The 19,756-nt window shown below is 55.3% G+C and carries 23 protein-coding genes and 1 tRNA gene; 12 read left to right on the top strand and 12 right to left on the bottom strand.

What is annotated here, in order from left to right:
* Window positions 1-125 precede the first annotated feature (125 nt).
* Window positions 126-848: a 1-(5-phosphoribosyl)-5-[(5-phosphoribosylamino)methylideneamino]imidazole-4-carboxamide isomerase gene (gene hisA / locus RZ517_RS06840; protein WP_338550716.1), complete on the top strand. Its 723-nt coding sequence runs from the start codon at window positions 126-128 to the stop codon at window positions 846-848.
* Here hisA and RZ517_RS06835 read toward each other — a convergent pair.
* On the bottom strand, window positions 845-1,300 hold the full coding sequence (locus tag RZ517_RS06835) for a DUF302 domain-containing protein (RefSeq protein ID WP_338550715.1): 456 nt from the start codon (window positions 1,298-1,300) through the stop codon (window positions 845-847). The two genes, hisA and RZ517_RS06835, sit on opposite strands and share 4 nt — an antisense overlap.
* Before the next feature lie 100 nt (window positions 1,301-1,400).
* Here RZ517_RS06835 and hisF point away from each other — a divergent pair, with 100 nt between their 5' ends.
* From hisF to RZ517_RS06820, 3 genes are read left to right on the top strand one after another with little or no spacing between them, the layout of a single operon-like run.
* Window positions 1,401-2,165 (top strand): imidazole glycerol phosphate synthase subunit HisF, encoded by a 765-nt coding sequence (hisF, locus tag RZ517_RS06830; protein WP_338550714.1) that lies wholly within the window; start codon window positions 1,401-1,403, stop codon window positions 2,163-2,165.
* Window positions 2,162-2,473, top strand: coding sequence for a phosphoribosyl-ATP diphosphatase (locus tag RZ517_RS06825; RefSeq protein ID WP_338550713.1), 312 nt, complete (start codon window positions 2,162-2,164; stop codon window positions 2,471-2,473). Before hisF ends, RZ517_RS06825 begins: the two co-directional genes overlap by 4 nt.
* The gene (locus RZ517_RS06820; RefSeq protein ID WP_338550712.1) at window positions 2,470-2,760 is read left to right on the top strand and encodes a Dabb family protein; all 291 of its coding nucleotides are present in this window, start codon (window positions 2,470-2,472) and stop codon (window positions 2,758-2,760) included. Before RZ517_RS06825 ends, RZ517_RS06820 begins: the two co-directional genes overlap by 4 nt.
* Window positions 2,761-2,817: 57 nt before the next feature.
* Here the strand turns inward: RZ517_RS06820 and RZ517_RS06815 are convergent, their stop codons facing one another.
* The 3 genes from RZ517_RS06815 to rlmB form a co-directional block, all read right to left on the bottom strand.
* The gene (locus RZ517_RS06815; RefSeq protein ID WP_338550711.1) at window positions 2,818-3,291 is read right to left on the bottom strand and encodes a CoA-binding protein; all 474 of its coding nucleotides are present in this window, start codon (window positions 3,289-3,291) and stop codon (window positions 2,818-2,820) included.
* 203 nt (window positions 3,292-3,494) lie between these two features.
* Complete coding sequence (locus RZ517_RS06810) at window positions 3,495-3,821, bottom strand: hypothetical protein (RefSeq protein WP_338550710.1); 327 nt, start codon at window positions 3,819-3,821, stop codon at window positions 3,495-3,497.
* Complete coding sequence (gene rlmB, locus RZ517_RS06805) at window positions 3,821-4,621, bottom strand: 23S rRNA (guanosine(2251)-2'-O)-methyltransferase RlmB (protein ID WP_338550709.1); 801 nt, start codon at window positions 4,619-4,621, stop codon at window positions 3,821-3,823. The genes RZ517_RS06810 and rlmB overlap by 1 nt, the downstream gene beginning before the upstream one ends.
* Before the next feature lie 130 nt (window positions 4,622-4,751).
* Between rlmB and RZ517_RS06800 the strand changes: the two genes are divergently transcribed.
* A tRNA-Tyr gene (locus RZ517_RS06800) sits at window positions 4,752-4,835 on the top strand.
* A 186-nt stretch (window positions 4,836-5,021) separates the two neighbouring features.
* On the opposite strand, the gene RZ517_RS06795 is transcribed toward RZ517_RS06800, so the two are convergent.
* Both RZ517_RS06795 and gcvA read right to left on the bottom strand, forming a co-directional pair.
* Entirely contained in the window at window positions 5,022-5,246 is a 225-nt protein-coding gene (locus RZ517_RS06795) for a hypothetical protein (protein ID WP_338550708.1), read from the bottom strand.
* Between the two features lie 665 nt (window positions 5,247-5,911).
* Window positions 5,912-6,784, bottom strand: a complete 873-nt coding sequence (gcvA, locus tag RZ517_RS06790; RefSeq protein ID WP_338550707.1) for a transcriptional regulator GcvA — start codon at window positions 6,782-6,784, stop codon at window positions 5,912-5,914.
* 104 nt (window positions 6,785-6,888) lie between these two features.
* Between gcvA and RZ517_RS06785 the strand changes: the two genes are divergently transcribed.
* From RZ517_RS06785 to RZ517_RS06760, 6 genes are all read left to right on the top strand, one after another.
* The gene (locus RZ517_RS06785) at window positions 6,889-7,596 is read left to right on the top strand and encodes an SDR family oxidoreductase (protein ID WP_338550706.1); all 708 of its coding nucleotides are present in this window, start codon (window positions 6,889-6,891) and stop codon (window positions 7,594-7,596) included.
* 31 nt (window positions 7,597-7,627) lie between these two features.
* Window positions 7,628-8,878, top strand: coding sequence for an NAD(P)/FAD-dependent oxidoreductase (locus tag RZ517_RS06780; RefSeq protein WP_338550705.1), 1,251 nt, complete (start codon window positions 7,628-7,630; stop codon window positions 8,876-8,878).
* A 51-nt stretch (window positions 8,879-8,929) separates the two neighbouring features.
* Window positions 8,930-9,820, top strand: a complete 891-nt coding sequence (dapA, locus tag RZ517_RS06775) for a 4-hydroxy-tetrahydrodipicolinate synthase (RefSeq protein ID WP_338550704.1) — start codon at window positions 8,930-8,932, stop codon at window positions 9,818-9,820.
* Between the two features lie 79 nt (window positions 9,821-9,899).
* Window positions 9,900-11,150: an FAD-dependent oxidoreductase gene (locus tag RZ517_RS06770; protein ID WP_338550703.1), complete on the top strand. Its 1,251-nt coding sequence runs from the start codon at window positions 9,900-9,902 to the stop codon at window positions 11,148-11,150.
* A gap of 21 nt (window positions 11,151-11,171) precedes the next feature.
* The gene (locus tag RZ517_RS06765) at window positions 11,172-12,188 is read left to right on the top strand and encodes a proline racemase family protein (protein ID WP_338550702.1); all 1,017 of its coding nucleotides are present in this window, start codon (window positions 11,172-11,174) and stop codon (window positions 12,186-12,188) included.
* Window positions 12,189-12,191: 3 nt separating this feature from the next.
* Window positions 12,192-12,977 carry a pyrroline-5-carboxylate reductase gene (locus RZ517_RS06760; protein ID WP_338550701.1) on the top strand — a complete coding sequence of 262 codons (786 nt, stop codon included), beginning with the start codon at window positions 12,192-12,194 and terminating at the stop codon, window positions 12,975-12,977.
* Here RZ517_RS06760 and RZ517_RS06755 read toward each other — a convergent pair.
* Entirely contained in the window at window positions 12,974-13,132 is a 159-nt protein-coding gene (locus RZ517_RS06755; RefSeq protein ID WP_338550700.1) for a methyltransferase domain-containing protein, read from the bottom strand. The genes RZ517_RS06760 and RZ517_RS06755 overlap by 4 nt on opposite strands.
* A 496-nt stretch (window positions 13,133-13,628) precedes the next feature.
* Between RZ517_RS06755 and RZ517_RS06750 the strand changes: the two genes are divergently transcribed.
* Window positions 13,629-14,537 (top strand): hypothetical protein, encoded by a 909-nt coding sequence (locus RZ517_RS06750; RefSeq protein WP_338550699.1) that lies wholly within the window; start codon window positions 13,629-13,631, stop codon window positions 14,535-14,537.
* Here the strand turns inward: RZ517_RS06750 and RZ517_RS06745 are convergent.
* Genes RZ517_RS06745 through RZ517_RS06725 form a run of 5 tightly spaced genes read right to left on the bottom strand, consistent with a single transcriptional unit; the run spans window position 14,534 to window position 19,740 of the window.
* The gene (locus RZ517_RS06745) at window positions 14,534-15,190 is read right to left on the bottom strand and encodes a DUF1523 family protein (RefSeq protein ID WP_338550698.1); all 657 of its coding nucleotides are present in this window, start codon (window positions 15,188-15,190) and stop codon (window positions 14,534-14,536) included. The two genes, RZ517_RS06750 and RZ517_RS06745, sit on opposite strands and share 4 nt — an antisense overlap.
* An 11-nt stretch (window positions 15,191-15,201) precedes the next feature.
* Entirely contained in the window at window positions 15,202-15,468 is a 267-nt protein-coding gene (locus tag RZ517_RS06740) for a hypothetical protein (RefSeq protein WP_338550697.1), read from the bottom strand.
* Between the two features lie 3 nt (window positions 15,469-15,471).
* Window positions 15,472-16,878 (bottom strand): DUF6638 family protein, encoded by a 1,407-nt coding sequence (locus tag RZ517_RS06735; RefSeq protein ID WP_338550696.1) that lies wholly within the window; start codon window positions 16,876-16,878, stop codon window positions 15,472-15,474.
* A gap of 1 nt (window position 16,879) precedes the next feature.
* Entirely contained in the window at window positions 16,880-17,806 is a 927-nt protein-coding gene (locus tag RZ517_RS06730; protein WP_338550695.1) for a restriction endonuclease, read from the bottom strand.
* A complete protein-coding gene (locus RZ517_RS06725; protein WP_338550694.1) occupies window positions 17,806-19,740 on the bottom strand; it encodes an AAA family ATPase in 1,935 nt (644 codons plus the stop codon). Before RZ517_RS06725 ends, RZ517_RS06730 begins: the two co-directional genes overlap by 1 nt.
* Window positions 19,741-19,756 lie beyond the last annotated feature (16 nt).

Genomic DNA, 19,756 nt, shown 5'->3' with positions numbered 1-19,756 from the left:
TCCCGATTTGATTGGCGCAAACTGAGCGCAACGAGCGTTTCGATCAAGTCTGACGCCACGTCGCGTTGCAAATCGGCGGCTCTCGTGGCACATCGCGGCGAATTACTTTGAATGGACCTGTGACCATGATCCTTTACCCAGCAATTGACCTCAAAGACGGCCAGGCCGTGCGCCTTGTCAAAGGGGAGATGGATAAAGCGACGGTCTTTAACGACGACCCTGCGGCCCAGGCCATGGCCTTTGTCGAAGCAGGCTGCGAATGGCTGCATCTGGTTGATCTCAATGGCGCTTTTGCCGGAGAGCCGGTCAATGCTACCCCTGTCGAGGCGATCCTGAAGGCCACGAAGGTGCCCGCCCAACTCGGCGGCGGCATCCGTGACATGGCCACAATCGAGCGCTGGCTCGACAAGGGTCTGGCGCGCGTGATCCTAGGTACTGTGGCGGTGGAGAACCCCGATCTGGTGCGCGAGGCCGCCAAAACCTTCCCCGGCCAAGTCGCGGTCGGCATTGATGCCCGCAATGGCCGCGTCGCGACCAAAGGCTGGGCGGAGGAGACCGATGTGATGGTCACGGACCTCGCTAAATCCTTTGAAGATGCGGGCGTGGCGGCGATCATCTACACCGACATCAACCGCGACGGGGCCATGCAAGGCCCCAATATCGAGGCCACCGCCGATCTGGCCCGTTCTGTATCAATCCCCGTCATTGCCTCGGGCGGCGTCAGCTCTTTGGACGACCTGATCGCTCTGCGCGATTGCGGCGCGGCCCTCAACGGTGCGATCTCCGGCCGCGCGCTCTATGATGGGGCTATCGACCTCAATGAGGCATTGGGCGCTTTGAAACGTTAACCGCCCGCCGCCTTGCCCGTCAGCTTGCCCAAGGCACCGGTCATTTTCTTGATGTATTCCGCTTCCAGATTGATGCCCGACAGGTCATCCAGCATCTCCTTGGGGTCCTCATAGGCCAGCCAAACCTGCCCTTCGGCATCCTCATAGACCAGTACTTTGAGCGGCAGAAAGAGCCCCGCCAGCGCATCATCCTGCATCGCGGGCGTGCCAAGCTTGGGATTGCCAAAGATCAAAAGCTGCGAGTCGGCCAGTTCCAGATCAACCTTGGCCGCTCCTCCGGCATGATCCACACGGGCGAAAACCGTGGCTCCGGCCCCTTCGACTGCGGCTTGCAGCGCATCCATCGTCGCCGCCACATCGCCACTGGCCTTCACCTTGACGATATCATCGTCACTCGCCATCACACCTTGCGCCATAAGCATCATTCCCCCTGCCAAAAGTAGCCGTTTCATGTCTTCCCTCTCTTGATCGCTTCAAGTTGGCTTAACTCTCTGGCAAACCGGCGCAAATGCCCATAAACAAGCGCGTGAACCTTGTTACATAAGCGGTGCGATGCTCAAAACCCGGATCATACCCTGTCTCGACGTGGCTGATGGCCGCGTGGTGAAGGGCGTGAATTTCGTCAACCTGCGTGATGCGGGCGATCCGGTAGATGCCGCGCGCGCCTATGATGCCGCCGGGGCGGATGAGCTGTGCTTTCTCGACATTCACGCCACCCATGAAAACCGCGGCGTGATGATGGATGTGGTCACGCGCACCGCTGAGCAATGCTATATCCCGCTCACAGTCGGTGGCGGCGTGCGCACGGCCTCAGATGTGCGCAATCTCCTTTTGGCCGGGGCCGATAAGGTCTCGTTCAACTCTGCCGCTGTGGCCAACCCCGATGTTGTGACGGAGGCCGCCGATCAATTCGGGTCGCAATGCATTGTCGTGGCCATCGACGCCAAGACAGTCAGCCCCGGCACATGGGAGATTTTCACCCATGGTGGGCGCAAGCCCACGGGCATTGATGCGGTGGCGTTTGCCAAACTGGTGCAAGAAAAGGGCGCAGGTGAGATATTGCTGACCTCGATGGACCGCGACGGCACGCGGGCGGGGTTTAACCTGCCGCTGACAAAGGCCATTTCCGATGCGGTATCCATACCCGTGATTGCATCTGGCGGTGTCGGCACGCTGGATCACCTTGTCGAAGGCGTCACCAAGGGCGGCGCGTCCGCGGTACTGGCCGCCTCAATCTTTCACTTTGGCGATTTCACCATCGCCGAAGCCAAGGCACATATGGCCGCGGCGGGCATCCCGATGAGGTTGGGCGCATGACGCTGGAAGACCTGGAACAGATCATTGCGAAACGCGCCGCCGCCTCACCTGAGGACAGCTGGACCGCCAAACTTCTGGCAAAAGGCCCTGAAAAGGTGGCTGAAAAGTTTGGTGAAGAGGCCATCGAGGCCATTGTTGAGGCTGTGAAAGGTGATCAGGCGCGGCTCACGTCTGAGGCGGCGGATGTTCTGTTTCATCTTCTTGTCATGCTCAAAAGCCGCGATGTTGCGCTTGCGGACGTGCTGGAGGAGCTTGCACAGCGCCAATCCCAATCGGGCCTAGCGGAAAAGGCCTCACGATCAAAATGATCCGCCACATCGTGTTTTTCACCGCCAAGAACAAAACCGACCTGCCGCGTATTCGCGAAGGGCTGGAAATCCTGGGCCAAATCGAACATTGCGCGCATTTTGAGGTTGGCACCAATCATCACATCGACAAACTGAGCGAGATTGACGTGGATCTGGTGGTCTATGCGGAGTTTGCCAACAAGGCAGCTCTGGACGCTTACAAAGCCCACCCGCTCTATCAGAAATCCATCGCATCGGTGCGACCCCTGCGCGACATGCGTGTTGCGGCAGATTTCACCTCGGCATAAACGCACACAGGTTTCACTGTTCTCAAAATACTCAGACGCGAACCTTTGCCATCCCGCTCAAAGCTTTGAAGAAATCACCCCGGTGTTGAACCCGCCCATGCGTAACTCGCCAAAGAGGCGCTGATATTCAATCTTGGGACAGCGATTCATGATGACGTCTACGCCGTGAGAGCGCGCCTTTTCTGCGGCGTCCTCGTGCCAGACGCCAATTTGCATCCAGATGGTTTGCAAGCCGGGAAACAGCTCCAACGCCTCATCGACAATGGGCGGCACATGGTCGGACCGGCGAAAAATGTCGACCATGTCCACCTCGCCCTCAATATCCCCCAAGCTCGCCACAACAGTCTGACCAAAGGCTTGCTTGCCGGCATGGCCGGGATTGACCGGGATCACCTCAAACCCTTTGAGCTTGAGATAGCGTGCCACGTAAAAACTGGGACGCACCTCATTCATGGACACCCCAACCACCGCGATGCGTTTGGTGCGGGTCAGAATGTCTTTGAGATATCGGTCAGAATACTGTTCGTTCATGAGCGGACCCTAACGCGGGTTGCGGGCAAAAAAAGCGCCCGGAGGAAACCGGGCGCCAGTCGCGGAACGAGGGACAGTGAAGTGAAGCATCGAAGTTCCATACCGATGCCTCTGAGTACCATGTAGGTATCCGCCTCAGAATAAAAAGAGGTTGTAAAATACGTGTGAACAAAAGGTTAACTGACGGCAAAATTCTGCCCAGCTCAGTCAAAGATATCTTCGACGACATCCCAAAGCTCTTCGAGCATCCGCTTTGCAATCGGTTTGCGCCGCCGTTTTGGGCGTTTGCGGGCAGGCCAGTCGCGCCATTCACGCCGCATGTGCTCTGGCACAGGCCTACGACGTGACGTTTGCCTGTCGGGCTTTGCATCACGCCGCCTTTTTTCCACTTTATCAGAGGGATGCGGCATAAATTTCATTTCGTGCAAAGGCGCGCCACAAGCCCGACATGTGAGTTCATGCAGCCCTTCGTCGAACACCAATGCGGCACGTGTACCGCAATAGCTGCAGGTTGCAATCTTTGGGGCCATCAAATGTCCTTTGGCGAAACAGGTTGAGATGCATATAGGGCAACAGCCGCAGCATTTGAGACATTCAGTGAGCCAAAAGCGCCCGGAAACGCGATGCGCACCAATTTGTCGCAGCTTTCACGGGTTTTCTGCCGAAGGCCCGGCCCTTCAGCCCCAAGGACCATCGCTACAGGCCTGTCAAAAAGTCCTGAAAGCGCGTTTTCGATTGTCTGATCTGCTTCTCCGGCCAAACCAAGGACGATATAGCCCATGGACTGCAACTGACCGATGGTATCTGCCAGATTACGCACGCGAACATAAGGCTGACGTTCCAGAGCACCACTGGCGGTCTTGGCGAGCGCGCCAGTTTCGGGGGCCGAATGATGACGCGGTGCGATCACGGCACAAGCCCCAAACACCTCTGCAGACCGAAGGATGGCACCGACGTTGTGCGGATCAGTCACCCGGTCGAGCATCACCACGCGCGGTGGATGCACCCCATCCCCAAGACAGAGTGTTTCAACAGGCCCCCAATCCAACGGTTTGACCTCAAGAGCGGCGCCCTGATGTACCGATTGCGGATCAAGTGGAGCTGAGAACTTGCGCGGATCGGCCATTTCTGGCTCCAACGCTGCCTCCGCAATGGCATCCGCCAACTTGTCTGCCGCATTTTTCGTCACAATAAGTCGAATTTTCTCACGTCTTGGATTGCACAGCGCGTCCCGCACCGCGTGCAGTCCGAAGAGCCACACAGTCTGCTCTGCAGCAGCCTTCTTGGCCTGCTCTTTTTCGACCACCCAACGAGGTTTCTTTGACGCCATCCATGCGCTCCTTTCACGCTGGCGGACAATGGGCTGGCGCGGGCACTGCTGCAAGCTATTTTCGGGTTGACGGGCCAAGGCCCCGCTTCTAAATACGCCTGCACGCCTGAGGCTTTGGCCCCGGGTCAGTGGGCGACAGGCCGCAAGGTGTGGCAGGGGACTGTAACTCCCTCGCGGAGACGCACGCTAGGTTCGATTCCTAGGTCGCCCACCACTCAGTCTTCCTAAAATCACCGATATCTGGAACCCCCTTATTTGTGATTATAATTCAGTGAGTTACGGGAACATAGCGCACGAGAGACCTCTCATTTGGCCTCCGATCTGGCGCAGTTTAGGCTGGATTCTAGAAAAGTCTCAGTGCGGCCATTACGTGTGACGTCTTGAGGTGCTTTGTGCAGCTTCAAAGATGTGGGAAGCCGAGGATCTCGCGTTGTTTTTCCCAATCCAGCGGCATGTAAGGAAGATCCCGTAACGTTTTTGCGCTGAGATCTGATGGCTGGCAACCCTCTAGAATGGCCATCGAGATGTCCGGCGCCAGCCAGGCAAGCGGCAGGATTCGGCTGACAGATTCCGCTGCGCAATCCTTCTCGCCCCGTGATTTGCTGAATGGAGGTTGCTTTCCCATCGAGGAGTTCGTGAGCCCAACGTTTGGCATCCGCGACACGTGCTATGAGTTCCGGATTCAATTGCGGAGCATCATTGGGTGTGATGATAATCGGTTTTGCCCGACCGTTCTGGCGTTTTTGGAACGGGACTTCGCATTTAGCAAGTATCGGAACACAGGGCTCATCCGGCGCTAATAACGCATGCAGATTGAACCGAATGCACAGACAGTCCTTGTGCGCATAAATCCGGTCGATCAAACCGAAAAGACTCTGGGATTTGGTATCGCTGTCGTCTTCGGCAAGCTCTGTGATCCACGCCTCTGCGCCTGCAGGATGTCGGAGATCGAGGCATCTCCTCCCTCGGTCCGTCTTGCCTGATTTGCCAGCCAGGTCTTGTCGTGCAGACAGTTTTCGAGGCTGCTGAATACGAGCCGCTCGATCTCCTTAGCAGGCAATCGGTCGACGCCATTGCGATCCTCAGAGCCTGATTTCCTAGAGGTGTAGTACCAATAGCGTCTCGTAAGGGTCAGCCCCTCCCGCCTGAGCCCCGGTCGCTCCATCGAGCCACCAGAAAACCCACTATCATCGTAGCGCTCCGAAAGCTCCGACCAGGCTTCGTGTTTCCTCCTTGCGCCCATAGGAACGATCAGAGCATCGGATGCGAGCGTTTTAACCGAACGGATATCTATAGTTGTGCCAAGAGCCATCCATTTACCATTGCAACCAGCGCAGGCTTACGCGGCCTGCGCGGGGCGACAAGGTAGTAGCCATCCGTCATAGGCATCGAATATTCAAAGGGCTGGCAAAGTCGATGCGCAGCAAGGTCTTCAATGACAAAATCCCGAGCGGTGAGTGCAACACCCTGACCAGCAATCGCCGCATCAATGGCCATCGAAGTCTGACTGAACGCCATTGACTTGGTCTCAAATTCTGGACTGTCTTTGGTCAACGCCTCCAAAAACAAGGGCCAGTGTCCGTGTGTATCCTCTAGCAGCATGTGATGAGCGAGGTCGGAAGGTACTCTGATTGGGTGTGAGCCAGCCGCCAAATCGGGGTGGCACACGGCGATGAGATCACCCGAAAACAGTTTTTCAGCCACCAGTCCGGGACCGAAAGGCAGCGTACCTTGCCGGATTGCGATATCTACGCCGTCTGTTTGGAAGTTGGCCAGCGCGTTCGATGCGTCAAGACGCACCCGCAGTTCCGGATGATCTTGGGCCAATCTGCCCAGCTTTGGCACCAGCCAGCGTGTAGCAAACGATGGCGTCGTACTGATCGTTACAACAGCGTCTTGCGGCGACAATTGTTCAGTAGCCTCGCCGATCATGTCAAAGGCGCGCCGGATCGCTGGGAGATAGCCGCGTCCTTCATCGGTAAGGGACAGGCCGCGCGGTTGCCTATCGAACAGTTTGATTTTCAACAGTTCTTCTAAACCACGCACCTGCTGTGCGACAGCGCCTTGCGTCACGCCCAATTCATCGGCAGCTAGCCGGAAGTTCAGATGACGACCGGAGGCTTCAAAAGCTTTCAGAGAGTTTAGCGGAGGAAGTTTGCGCATGCTTTAAAGTCAGTAGATTTTCTACAGCTTTATAGCAGAATTACTGGTTAGTCAAAACTCGTCAGCGCTATCATGTTGCAGTCAGATAAGCAGGGAGACGGACTATGGCTCAAAACAAAGTAGCAATTATTATGGGTGGCGGCAGTGGCATGGGGGCTGACAGTGCTCGGCGCCTTGCGGCTGACGGCTTCAACATCGCAATCCTGTCCTCGTCCGGCAAGGGCGAAGCTTTGGCTCAGGAACTGGGCGGTATTGGCCTGACCGGCACCAACAAATCCAGCGAAGACCTGCAGGCGCTGGTTGATGCCGCCATGGAAAAATGGGGCCGTATCGATGTGCTGGTAAATTCGGCGGGTCATGGCCCGCGCGCACCAATTTTGGAGATCAGCGATGAAGATTGGCACGAAGGCATGGAGGTCTATTTCCTCAACGCTGTCCGCGCCACTCGCATTGTTGCTCCAATTATGATTGCGCAGAAATCCGGCACAATCATCAATATCTCGACCTTCGCTGCTTTCGAACCCGATCCGGTTTTCCCGACCTCGGGCGTCATGCGCGCTGGTCTGGCCGCTTACAGCAAACTGTTTGCTGATAAATACGCTGCTGAAAATGTGCGCATGAATAATGTGTTACCCGGATTCATCGACAGTTTGCCAGAAAACGCGGATTTCATGGCCAAGATTCCTATGGGCCGCTATGGCCGTTCGTATGACGAAATCGCCGCGACAGTGGCCTTCCTTGCGTCCGAAGGCGGCGCTTACATCACGGGTCAGAACATCCGTGTTGATGGTGGTATCACCCGCTCAGTCTGATCCGAGCCTTAGTCAAAAGAGAATCCAAATCATGAAACCGAATTCTAAAGATTCCTCGTGGGAGATGAACCTTCCAGCGTTTTCCACAAAGCCGAAATGCGGGCGGTATGATGTCGTGATCATCGGTGGAGCAACCATGGGGGCCTGTACGGCTTGGTTCCTGGCGTCCAATCGGGATTTCAAGGGCAAGGTGTTGGTTGTTGAGCCTGATCCGACGTTCTCTAAGGCGCAGACTGGTGCATCCAACAATTGTATGCGTCAGCAATTTGCAAATCCAATCAACGTAAAGATCGGGCAATACGCGGCAGATTTTGTGCGCAACTTCCGCCAAAATCTGGGCGGCGACCCTAAGGTGCCCGAGCTGAGCATTCGCAACTTCGGCTATCTTTACTTGTCCGACAATGCGGACCTGACAAAGGTTCTGCAACGTGACCAGAGCGTGCAGGAAGAATGCGGAGCTGGCACCAAAATGGTCACAGCTGATCAGATCGCTGCAAGCTATCCATTTTACAAGCTGGACGACATCGAAGCAGGCAGCCTGAACACCGAGAACGAAGGCTACTACAACGCGCCCCTGATGGTTGAATGGCTGATCAAGAAGTCGATTGAGAAGGGTGTTGACTACGTCCAGAACGCGGTGACGGCGATTGGACGTGAAGGCAACAAAGTGACAAACGTGACCCTTGCCTCGGGTGAGACCATTGAGGCCGGTGCGATCGTCAATGCCTCAGGCACCCGCGCTGGCATTGTGGCGGATATGGCGGGGCTCAAGCTCGATATCCAATCCAAGCGGCGCTATACGTTCATCTTCCGTGCCAAGGAACCGCTGGACCGTGATCTGCCGCTGACCATCGACCCGACAGGTGTGCATTTCCGCCAGTTTGGGGATGACTATCTTGTCGGCTGCCCTCCGCTGGGCGAGGATGCCACGGTGGAAGTGGATGACTTCTCGGCCGAGGAAACCATCTGGGAAGACAAGGTGCATCCGATCATCTCGAACCGCATCCCGCAGTTCAAGGATGTCGAGATCATCGACTTCTGGATCGGGCATTACGACTTTAACACGTTCGACTATAATGTTGTTATCGGACCGCATGATGAAGTGTCGAATTTTCACTTCACCAACGGGTCTTCGGGCCATGGGTCACAACAGGGACCAGCTGTAGGCCGCGGTGTGGCCGAACAGATCATCTACGGCGAGTTTCGTTCCATGGATCTGTCACCCTTCCTGTACGAGCGTTTCGCCAAAGGTGAACGGGTTATCGAACGCGCGGTGATTTGAAAGATATGAAAGCCCCGGCTTTGTCTGCGGCTAGGACCAAGGATTATCCAAATGAGCTACAATGTGAAACTCTCTGGCGTCATGCCAGCGCTCGTGACGCCTTTTGATGAGGCGGGCAAGATCGACTTTAATGCTTTCGAAAAATTGATGTCCCATTTCCGCGAGGCTGGGGTAAGCGGTTGGGTTCCCAACGGCTCAACCGGTGAATACTTCTCACAATCGACCGAGGAGCGACGTGCAGTTCTGCAATTTGTCAAAGAATACGCAAATGATGATGAAATCCTGATAGCGGGAACAAACGCGCCTGCGACCCGCGAGGTAATCGAGCAAACCGTATTGGCCAAGGAAATCGGTTACGACAACGTCCTGTTGGCTCCGCCTTTCTATACACGCCCGGCGCAGGATGAGCTGATCAAACACTATGAGACGGTATTAGATGAAGTAGACGTAAACCTAGTGCTCTATTCCTATCCAATGAAGGATGGAGCGGATATCAGCTTTGAATTGCTGGATCACTTTGCGGACAATCCACGGGTCATTGGCATCAAGGAAAGCTCGGGTGTTTTACAACGCGCCATCGACATTTCATCGCGCTACGAAGGTAAAATACAGCTGATTTCCGGATCGGATGACATTGCACTCGATTTCATGTTCTGGGGTGCGGACAGTTGGATTTGTGGCCCGTCGAATTGTATGGCGAAGGCTTGTTGTGAGCTGGATCGCGCGTTCAAGGCTGGTGAATTGGCCAAAGCGAAAGGGATCATGAAGACGCTTTATCGCGCTATGAACATCCTTGAATCCGGCAAGTTTGTGCAAAAAATCAAGTATGGCTGCGAACTTCAGGGCTTGCCCGTTGGCGAGTGCCGCGCACCGCTGGGACCGCTTACTGAAACAGAAAAAGCCGAGCTGCGCACCGCGATGGAACCGCTCTTGAACGGGTAATCCTATTTAGGGTGGTGCGCACGGTCCCTGCGGTGTCATGAGGATCGCTTCAAGCTAAACCAAATGGCAAGAACCTTTAATGGATTCAAGCAAACCTCAGAAAACGATCGTGGTAGGTGCCGGTGTGATCGGATCAGCTATTGCGTACGAGTTGCAAAAACGCGGCCATAGCGTGACGCTTGTGGATCGGGACGCGCCGGGTAACGGAGCTTCTTATGGGAACATGGGCTCGATTGCCGTGACCGAGTTTATGCCTGTTGCGCGCGCCTCGACCTGGAAACAAATCCCCGGCTGGCTGGTTAATCCAAAGGGTCCGATCCGTGCCAGCCCAACTTACATGCCCCGTTTAATCCCATGGTTCGTGCGTTTTCTCGCCTCCAGTCGTCCGTCGGTCGTGCAGCGTTTGGAGGCCGCAGGTGCAGCCCTTTGCGAACGGTCATTGGAGGACACCAGAGCATTGTTGGCTGAACTTGGCATGGCAGAGCATTTGTCCTCCGCTGGATGCCTATCTCTTTATGCCAGTGATCAAGAATACGAAGCTGACCGGGAACGCATAGACTTGCTGGATCGGTTTGGTTTCGACTATGAGCTTTTGGATTCCAAAGCAATTCGTGCATTGGAGCCTGAAATCACAGATAATATCTCGAAGGCAATCCTTCTACCCGACAACCGAACTGTGGCTGACCCAAACAAGCTGGTCCTGGGATTGTTTCAGGGGTTTCGCGGGTTGGGCGGCACATTCCGCACGGCAGAAGTGACTGGATTTGAACGCAGCGACCGTATCAATGGCGTATTACTTGGCGATGGCGATTTTGTTCATGCCGATCAGGTGATCCTCTCTGCTGGAGCCTTTACCGCCCGCCTATCCAAACTGTTAAACGAACCTATGCCGCTGGAAACTGAGCGTGGATATCATACGCAGATCATGGCGCCAGGAATCGAACTGACCCATTCAATTATTTGGCCAGCAAAGGCCTTTATGGTCAGCCCGACTGCAGGCGGCATTCGTGTTGGCGGTACGGTCGAAATGGCCGGTCTTGACGCGCCACCCGACTATCGACGTGCAAAGATCACCGTGCATCGTGCACGTGAAGCACTACCAAAACTTGAAGTTCAAGATTTTGCTGAGTGGATGGGACATCGGCCCGCCTTTCCCGATACAATTCCAGTAATGTCAGCCTCTGTGAAAACAGCGGGTGTGTTCTATGCCACTGGTCATGGTCATCTGGGTTTGACCCATGCTGCGACTTGCGCCCGTCTGATGAGCGATCTGGTCACTGGTGTGAAACCTGCAATCGACCTGGAACCATATAGAGTTGATCGGTTTTAACCGGGCCTAACGGAGAAAATCATGCACTGGAAACGCACCCTTCAAACTGTGGATGTTCACTGCGCTGGTGAGGTCGGACGGGTCATTACCGGCGGCGTTCTCGACATCCCCGGTGACACCATGTCTGCCAAACTGGCACATATTAACGATGTTGATGACAGCCTGCGCCGGTGGCTTTGCTCGGAACCACGCGGCGCTGCGAACCATTCTTTTGTTCTGATCACCCCAGCATGCCATCCAGATGCAAATTTTGGCATGATCATCCTACAGACCGATCAGGCCCATGCCATGTCCGGTTCGAATTCCATGTGTGCCGTCACGGCTATTTTAGAAACAGGGATGATGGAGATGATCGAGCCAGAAACCCTGGTCACACTCGATACAGCATCCGGCCTCGTGCGCGCGACAGCAACCTGCAAGGATGGTAAAGTGGTCGGCGTTAGTCTCGACATGCCTGCATCATTCGTAGCGCTACCGGATGGAACCGTTGAAACGCCGCTTTGGGGCGCAGTGACCTATGATCTTTGCTATGGCGGCGTGTTTTATGCGCTCGTCGATGTCGATCAGATCGGGCTGTCGATCGCCCCTGAGAACGCGCGGCTATTGGCGGAAAAAGGCGTTGAGTTGCGGGATATCATCGCGGCAAAGACCAAGATTTCTCATCCCGAATTTCCAGCAATTCACGGGTTGGCTTACGTCATGTTTCGATCCATTGAAGAAGACGGGGCGATACGCACTTGCACCACTTTGAAACCCGCGCGAGCCGATCGATCGCCTTGTGGGACGGGAACCAATTCAACAGTGGCGTTACTGCATTCAAAGGGAGAAATGCGCTCCGGCGATACGCTCACAACTCGTTCGATTATTGATGGCGAGTTTCAGGCCGAATTGCTGGGCGCTACACAAATTGGACAATTTCCTGGTAGCCTGGTCCGGATAGAAGGTCAGTGTTGGATCTATGGTATTTCTCAAATTGGGCTTGATCCCAGTGACCCTTTTCCAACTGGTTTCATTCTTTCTGATACGTGGGGCGGATAGAAAATGAGGTTTGGCTTTATCGGCACAGGCGTTATCACCGAGGCAATCGTTTTGGGAATGCTCAAGTCCGACTACCCCGTTGATGAGATTGTTGTGTCAGCGAGGACTAAGAGTATTTCGAAGCGGTTGGCAAAGGCTTCGGACAAAATTCGCATTTGTGAAAACAACGCAGATATTGTCAACGCTGCCGACCTGTTGTTCTTAGCCGTGCTTCCACAAGACGCTGAACATGTACTTGTCCCGCTCGAGTTTCCCCCTGAACAAAAGATTGTCAGCTTGATCGCCACGATCCCTATTGCGCAGCTGCAAGAGTGGACGCGCCACGATGCAATCATTTGTCGAGCCATCCCTTTGCCGTCAGTCGCAGACTTGACCGGCGTCACGGCTGTATTCCCTCCACTCGACGCCGCAATGGGTCTTTTCCAAGAACTGGGAACTGCCATTCCCGCGAACACAATCGAAGAGTTTGACTCCTTCGCTGTCGCAAGTGGCATGATGGGGCTCTACTTTGGTTTTGCAGAGTGCGCAGCCCAGTGGCTTTGCACTCAGGGCACAGACTATAGAGGAGCTCGGGCTTATCTCAGCACTATGCTTCTTGGTCTTGCGAATACAGCATTCCAATCACCGGATGAAAGCTATGAAGAATTACGCCTGCGCCACACGACTCCTGGTGGTCTGAACGATCAGATGTTTCGGCGTTTTGTCGACGAGGGCGGGGAAAATGCTTTGTCATATGCATGCCAAAGCGTTGCGGAACGAATTCGCAAAAACCACTATTCCCAGGATTAGCCTACGGCCTTGTCGGCGGTGCCGTCAGAAACCGGGAGGTTATCCGCTACACCCGCTGCGAACTCCACGTTCTCGTGCCCCTGGCAGCGGTCTTTTCCGGTCTTCAGCATGTTCTCACTGGGATCAACGCCAATGTTCTTGCCCGTGGCTGCCAACGGCCACGCTGTTACGTTACTATGGGCTGATCTCCCAGGCGGCGAACTTGAAGAAAATACTGGTTTGACAGAGCTGAGCATACCAGAGTTTCGGTGATCGGATGCTGTCCCTGTTATTTCAATAATCTTCCCTGTAGTTGATTGCACAATCCCTGTTCGAACGGCTGATATTCCCTGTTACTTGAATAATAGGGAATTGGCCTGCAACGTGCTGAAACCGTGTGGGTAATCGGTGCTAGATCTACCCAAAATGGCTGAATTCAGGTCGAATCCGCAGATATTCCCTGTGAATTCCCTGCTTCCGGAGAAAATTAGCAGAGACCAGTTCGACAATGACTGCGACCACCATCATCTTCACTCCCAGCATATGGATAAATAGTATTTGGTGCAGCTCCAAAGCAATGAGTCTTGGGACCATTCACAAATCTTGCGTGATTGCCGGAAGTTCGCTACACTATGTAGCTAATAAAAAACAAAAACGGCACCGAGCAGGTCCATGCAATATATCTTTCATCTGGGTGTGCACCAGACGGCGACGTCGTATGTGCAGCACACACTCACCCACAATCTAGACGCGCTTCGTGCGCAAGGTGTGTTTTTTGTCAATGCAGAGATGCCCAAGGCGGTGGTCCGACATCGCCGCGTTGTGCGTAGGCTGTGTGACCCAAACAAACCAACGCCCGATATCGAGGCTTTGGTGGGAACAAATCATGCCGTGGCCGATGGTGCGCGAGCTGTTGGGGCAAAAAAAGTCCTGTTTTCAAACGACTATGGCCTTGGGCCTGCGATGCATCAGGCGCTGCCAATGGGGCTGGAAAACCCGGCGTTTTATCCTCGGGCGCATACTTGCTTTCGGCATATCGTCCGTGGTTTGCCACTGCGCAAGAGCCGCATCTTAATCTACTCACGGAACCCCGAAACATACCTTGCCAGTCTCTACTCCGAAGCCATTCGATTGGGCCTGACCAATATGGACATTGATGGGTTCTGTCGCGCGGTCGCGTTTGACTCGATTGATTTTGATGGTCTGCGCGAGCGCCTTTCAGCGCTGCATGTTGATCTGAACGTCACGATGCGTGCGCATGAACGTATCCGCCTAGGGGCCGAAACCTATATGCGGACCTTTCTAAGAGACCTCGGTGTTCAAGCACATAGTTTTGTGTTCTCCTCTGCGCCTGCCGAGGACACGCTGGATGCCGCTCAGATCGAAGCTCTGCGCCATATTTCGATGGGATCCGCGACCACACGCCCTGCTCTGATCAAACAACTGCGCGACCAGGTGATCAGTCACGCGCCAAACCCGACGGACCGTCTGGTTTTGCCTGAGTGGGTGAGTGATCGACTGCGGTCTGTGGAACAGGCCGAAGTGGCGCATTTCGTCAAAATGGCTGCAAATTCGCTTTAACGCTTGTGCTTGGGCTTCCAGCTGTCAAGCCAGCGGCGCATGCGTCCACGTCCATCGTTCAAGGCATCACCCGCCGCATCGACACCGGACTCGATGCTGTCGACCACGGGATCAATCCGCTTTGCGCGAAAGCGTCGCCAAAGCCGCCATGCTCCGAGTACCACAAGCGCAAAAAGAACCAGAATAATGATGTTCACCCAAGGTACACCCTTGGGTGCATCGGGGCCTGAAACTGGGCGGACGCCAACGGCGTTGGGAAAAATCGAGAGAAACTCATTGCGCCAGCCATAGTGCTTGATTGCCGCCCATTTGGGCGCATCGGCGGTTGATTTCTGATCTGCGGCTTCGGCCTGAAGGTTTGAGGTGTCAAACTTGAAATAGGGAGGCCAGCTCCAGCCTGTGTCCTCATTGCGATAGACCATGGTTGAGCCGTTGGCACGGACGGTCTGAATGAAAAACACGTCCCGATTGGCCAGCGTGCCGTCATTGCCCACATCCGGGCTCGCCCAAAAAATCGAGTTTTCGCCGAAATCAATGCGTTTTTCATAGGTGTCGGTGACACGCACGATATCGACCTGCGGCAGCGTGTAGTGGAAGAACGCCGCCCAGAAGAGCCAGAACACCACCCAGAAAACCCATTTCACGTAAACCACGATGCCGCCCCCTAATGGAAATTGGTGAAATAAACGATCGCCGCAACAATGCAGAACGGCACAATATAAACACCCCAAATCAGTTTGCGCCGGAGTGAGCCGTCATATTCCTCAAGGCCCTTTTCGATATAGGCCTCCAAATCGCCGGGCTTGCCCTCTTCTTCCCACCATTCCTTGAGTTTGCCCCGACGCACGGCGCGGGAATAGAATGACAGGCAAATGTAAATGATGGTGCAGACGACAAAGCCAATCACCAAAAGCCGTGCAAGTGCTACCATAGCCTATCTCCTTCCTTTGTTGGCCACCGGGCCATCCGGCCCTCTGCCGCGGCGCGATACTGTGCGCACTGCGCCCCAAGGCCCCACGCGATCCACCCGTTTTTTCGGAGGCGGCGGTGGCGCGGGTTCGGGTTCTTCCATGGGTGCCTCATGCCCGAACAACGCCTCACGCGTGCCAAGCTTATCCACTTGGTATTCGTTTATCAGAAGATCGACGACGTAGTCCTTCTTGGCGTCCGACCATGTGGCGTAGTGGCGGTAAAAGAGTGTCTTGTGGCAGATAAAGAGCTGCCGGATGTCCTTGGGGGCAAGTTCGCTGAGCAGCATGTTGACCAGATCGGCATCCTTATGCGCCGAGGCACGCAGCGTGTAGAAAAAGGCCGGATCATCGGAGCTTATGACAGGCCACGGCCCGCCATTTTCCGCCCAGTTGAGCAACGCGTTCAGCGTGTGGAATTCACGCGGCAGGTGGCTGGCATAGCGGCGCGCCAGGCGCCGCATTTCCGACTGCGACCGCCCCGCCAGGTCAAGCCCCTCTCCTGCCAGCGCATCCACCAGAATGAAATCCATCTTCTGGCGCAGGATTGCTCCGGCATCAATGCCGCGCGCCTTGACGATGGGTTCGACCAGCCCGTTGAGTTCCAGAAACCCGGCAATGCGATTTCTGTTTGTCAGGTCAAAGACATATTCAATCGGGCTATCCGCAAACTGAGTGCGATCCGTGGCGCAGATCACCGCGGGCAGATCAAGATCCTGAAACAGATACACCCCGCCGAAATGGTCGGTCCAGTAATTGCGCTGCTCAAAGCTCATCTGCTTGAGCTCAATGGGGTTTCGCAGCACGTTACCGGTCTGGCCGGCCAGTTCGATCATCTCGGCGATGAGTACATCATCAAACCACGCATCCTCTTCGGACATGAAGCGATCAACCTTCTGGGCCAGTTCATCCGCCTGCCCCAGCGCGCCGTTGGTCGTATCGGCCTCGACCGTGATCTTGCGAATATCAAAAAGCCGCGCGGGCGAGGACATGTCATAGACCGAATTCACCAGCTCTCCGGCCACCGCATCGCGGGCCGTGAGGGCAAAGAGCGCGGACTCGTTTTCCTCAATAAACTGCCGCAGGATGCCCCGCGCAGTGGAAAATTTGGCGTTGAGCAAAGGCGCTGTTTTCTGATCCGTGGAGAGCAGGATGAACTGTCGGTTCACGCCTGCATGGTTGAGGTACAGGTCATCGCCCAATTCATGCCCGATCTCGGGGGAGTAGCCGGAGATGTCGATGTAGAAATCCGTCAGCTTCGTGGTCTTGCCCGTCAACGACTTGAGCGCGCGGTTGTAGCGCTCGACCAAAGCCGGGCTCGCCACGTGGACCAGATTGCCAAACATGAGGCCGGATTGGATCAGGCGGTGCATGCTAAACCGACTCAAACCAACTAGGATCTATGGTTACACTTTCGACCATTTCTGTCGAAACACCCAAACTGTTCGACTTCAGTAGTTCGCACAAGCGTCGCCCATCAATGAGGTCTATTGCAGTCGCTCCATCACGGGTCGCTTCTTCGTTCGCTTGAGCTGTGTAATGCCCTGTAGTGATAAATAAACCTTTGTCTGCCCGTCCCTGCATCGCGCCTCGGAAATCGCGTATTTCTCCTGCTGAAACACCTCCCGTGTACCGCTTGCATTGAAAGTAAACCTGAAAAGAAACGAGATTTACTCGAAGCACACCGACACCGTCGATACCCCCATCTCCGACCTTTCCTCTCACTTCGACTTTGGTGAAACCCGACTCCCGCAATAGGCGTTGTGCTAATCTCTCGAAGGCAGAGGGATCCATTTTTCGAAGAACTGAAAGTAATTTGTCTTCCCAATCCGCCTCAGCTTCGTCCGCAGAATTGGGTGATGTATCGCTCGGTAATTCAAGCTGCAGCGCAATGGTGTCCGAATTAGCCTTTCCAGATTTGGCCAACCTCTTTAGGCGCGCTCTTTCTTTTTCTTCTTCGACAACTTGATCATAAATTTTCTGAGTCTGCTCATAGGTTTCGATAGATGAACCAATCGGGGTTAGTGCCCATACACCCCGACTAGAGTTTTCCAAAGCACTTCCTCGTTTCAGATAAGTGCGCGCCCAAGCGAGATAGTAGTTTAGTCGCGGTGTGCCTGGATTATTGACCATCTCAAAAGACTGTTCTTCTTCGGAAACGCCTTCTATTTCGACAACTTTCTCGTCCAATTCGGCAATCGACGCAGAACCTCCCATTTCTTTGAGTGCTTTCACGGTAGCGAGCATCATACCTGGTGCGTCAGGAAATCCGGTTTCTTCAATAGTGAAACTTCTAGCCATCACCCCCTCCCCTCCAGATACCGCCGCTTGGCCTCTTCCATCCGCCCCATCTCGCGCACGGCAGTCTCAATGGCGACCTCGTCGGATTTGTCCGCATAGCGGAACTCTGAATCCGCGTAGCGGTTGATTTCCTGGATCACCATTTCGATGGTGATGGGCTGGCGCAGCTCTTCGATCATGGCTTTCTTGGTGTCGTAATCCTTGAAGAGGAAGAGATCGGGGTTTTCCATCCATTCATCGGGCAGTTCAAAGTCCATGGCCCGCACCTTCACCGCATCGGTGATGTTCTTGATCGCGCGCCCGGTGAAGCGTTCATCGGCCTCCTGAATGCCCTTGAGATATGTACCCATCTTGGCAATCGTGTCGAGCGCGCCGATGTCTTTGGATACCCGGTCGTAAACCTTCAGCAGCCCCTCCTCATGCGGGCGGCTGTGGGACTCAAAACTCGCCGCGACGGCCTTTTTGATTTCCTGCGCGGCATAGACCTCATGCTCGCCCAGCGGAATGTCGTGATTCTTGCCCATCAGCAGATAGAGGATGTCGATGTAATCCTCGCGCGTCTGGGGCCCGTCGACGAGAAATCGTGCCCCGGCGCGTTGGCGCAGGGCGTCATCCACATTCTCGGGATAGTTCGAGAACATCCCGAAGGTGCAATTGCCGCGCACCACGGTGTTGGCGCCTGCAAAGCTTTCCATCAGCACGGCAGTGATCTCGAGCTGCCCGGCGCTTGATTGCCGGTCGCCGCGTTTGCCCGCCAATTGGTCTATGTCATCAATCGTGCCAAAGCCGATGACGCCCGGATCAAGCACGTTGTTGATAAACGCCTTGGCGTTCTGCGCTGACTTGCCCTGATAGCTGTCGATGCTGTCCGTGCTGAGGTTCTGATAGCGAAAGGCATAGCCGGCGTTCTGGCAATACTCGTTTATCAAGCCCGCCATCATCTGAATGAGCGTGGTCTTCCCCGTCCCCGGTTTGCCATCCCCCATGAAGGTAAAGATGAACCCGCCCAGTTCGGCAAAGGGATTGAGCCGCCTGTCGAAATCATAAGCCATCAGCATTTTGGAAAGCTTCAAAGCCTGATACTTGGCGATATGGTTGCCCACGACCTCATGGGGTTTTTTGAAAGTCATGGTGAGAGTCGTGGATTTGCCCTTGGCCGCCGCCTCGAACCCCCGGATGGTGAAATCGTCTTCCTCCACGCGCCAGCTTGCGCCGGTAAAGGCCTCCAGCCGTCCGGTATTCTGGGCGCGCAGGGTGATTTTCTCCATCAACTGCTCGGCGAAGGCCGCGACGGTGGCCACCAGACGCGCGTCGTCGCTGGCATGGGCCGCGATGTCCTGATCCAACTCCCAGAGCGCGCCATGCAGCATCAGTTGCGCATTGTCGCTGAGCACTTCCTCGACCTCACCGACCTCAACGCTCACCTCCGAGCCATGAGGCCCCATGAGAAACGCGGTCGCATTGGCAAAGACATGGCCCACCGCCAGCGCTTCGGCGCCCAAAAGCTCGGTAAATTCCGTCTTGCGCGCCTCGGCCAAAGATCCGGCCAGATTGGCGCGGCGCAGATCGGCCAGCCCCGTGGCCTCGGCAAACTGCTCTCCCACGGCCAACGCAATGGCCAAAGCCCGGCGCAACCCGTGCAGGACCGTCGCCTGAAGCGGGCTGACCAACGGGTCGCCCTCATCCGCGCCCTCGATGCGCGCCACAAGCTGAACGCCCTCGGGCCGCGCGGTAGATCGCGTGACGAGGCCCGGCGTGGTGCTGCGAAAGCGTCGGCGCGTGCCGAGGCCAGATGATTTCTCCTGCGCCACAGCCTCAACCGGTTTGGCAATCCGGGGGGTGTGATCAAACCCCGCCAGCATAGCAGAGGCCGCCTCGTAATGCTTGGCGATATCCTCTTCCCGCAGCTCCATCGTGTCGGCCGTCAAACTCATCTAAGAAACCCTCTTT

Source organism: Roseovarius sp. S88 (assembly GCF_037023735.1).
In the GTDB taxonomy this organism is placed as follows: Bacteria; Pseudomonadota; Alphaproteobacteria; order Rhodobacterales; family Rhodobacteraceae; genus Roseovarius; species Roseovarius phycicola.
Note: the sequence above shows the minus strand (reverse complement) of the source record. Positions and strands in the feature narration are given on the sequence as shown.

Excerpts from the sequence above, each read along its gene's own strand:
- RZ517_RS06730 (WP_338550695.1), bottom strand. The coding sequence starts at position 17,806 with ATGGCTAGAAGTTTCACTATTGAAGAAACCGGATTTCCTGACGCACCA.
- RZ517_RS06765 (WP_338550702.1), top strand. The coding sequence starts at position 11,172 with ATGCACTGGAAACGCACCCTTCAAACTGTGGATGTTCACTGCGCTGGT.
- RZ517_RS06780 (WP_338550705.1), top strand. The coding sequence starts at position 7,628 with ATGAAACCGAATTCTAAAGATTCCTCGTGGGAGATGAACCTTCCAGCG.
- RZ517_RS06770 (WP_338550703.1), top strand. The coding sequence starts at position 9,900 with ATGGATTCAAGCAAACCTCAGAAAACGATCGTGGTAGGTGCCGGTGTG.
- RZ517_RS06760 (WP_338550701.1), top strand. The coding sequence starts at position 12,192 with ATGAGGTTTGGCTTTATCGGCACAGGCGTTATCACCGAGGCAATCGTT.
- RZ517_RS06735 (WP_338550696.1), bottom strand. The coding sequence starts at position 16,878 with ATGCACCGCCTGATCCAATCCGGCCTCATGTTTGGCAATCTGGTCCAC.
- rlmB (WP_338550709.1), bottom strand. The coding sequence starts at position 4,621 with ATGGCGTCAAAGAAACCTCGTTGGGTGGTCGAAAAAGAGCAGGCCAAG.
- RZ517_RS06820 (WP_338550712.1), top strand. The coding sequence starts at position 2,470 with ATGATCCGCCACATCGTGTTTTTCACCGCCAAGAACAAAACCGACCTG.
- hisF (WP_338550714.1), top strand. The coding sequence starts at position 1,401 with ATGCTCAAAACCCGGATCATACCCTGTCTCGACGTGGCTGATGGCCGC.
- RZ517_RS06825 (WP_338550713.1), top strand. The coding sequence starts at position 2,162 with ATGACGCTGGAAGACCTGGAACAGATCATTGCGAAACGCGCCGCCGCC.
- RZ517_RS06795 (WP_338550708.1), bottom strand. The coding sequence starts at position 5,246 with ATGGGAAAGCAACCTCCATTCAGCAAATCACGGGGCGAGAAGGATTGC.
- dapA (WP_338550704.1), top strand. The coding sequence starts at position 8,930 with ATGAGCTACAATGTGAAACTCTCTGGCGTCATGCCAGCGCTCGTGACG.
- RZ517_RS06835 (WP_338550715.1), bottom strand. The coding sequence starts at position 1,300 with ATGAAACGGCTACTTTTGGCAGGGGGAATGATGCTTATGGCGCAAGGT.
- RZ517_RS06740 (WP_338550697.1), bottom strand. The coding sequence starts at position 15,468 with ATGGTAGCACTTGCACGGCTTTTGGTGATTGGCTTTGTCGTCTGCACC.
- RZ517_RS06750 (WP_338550699.1), top strand. The coding sequence starts at position 13,629 with ATGCAATATATCTTTCATCTGGGTGTGCACCAGACGGCGACGTCGTAT.
- hisA (WP_338550716.1), top strand. The coding sequence starts at position 126 with ATGATCCTTTACCCAGCAATTGACCTCAAAGACGGCCAGGCCGTGCGC.
- RZ517_RS06785 (WP_338550706.1), top strand. The coding sequence starts at position 6,889 with ATGGCTCAAAACAAAGTAGCAATTATTATGGGTGGCGGCAGTGGCATG.
- RZ517_RS06815 (WP_338550711.1), bottom strand. The coding sequence starts at position 3,291 with ATGAACGAACAGTATTCTGACCGATATCTCAAAGACATTCTGACCCGC.
- RZ517_RS06725 (WP_338550694.1), bottom strand. The coding sequence starts at position 19,740 with ATGAGTTTGACGGCCGACACGATGGAGCTGCGGGAAGAGGATATCGCC.
- RZ517_RS06810 (WP_338550710.1), bottom strand. The coding sequence starts at position 3,821 with ATGGCCCCAAAGATTGCAACCTGCAGCTATTGCGGTACACGTGCCGCA.
- gcvA (WP_338550707.1), bottom strand. The coding sequence starts at position 6,784 with ATGCGCAAACTTCCTCCGCTAAACTCTCTGAAAGCTTTTGAAGCCTCC.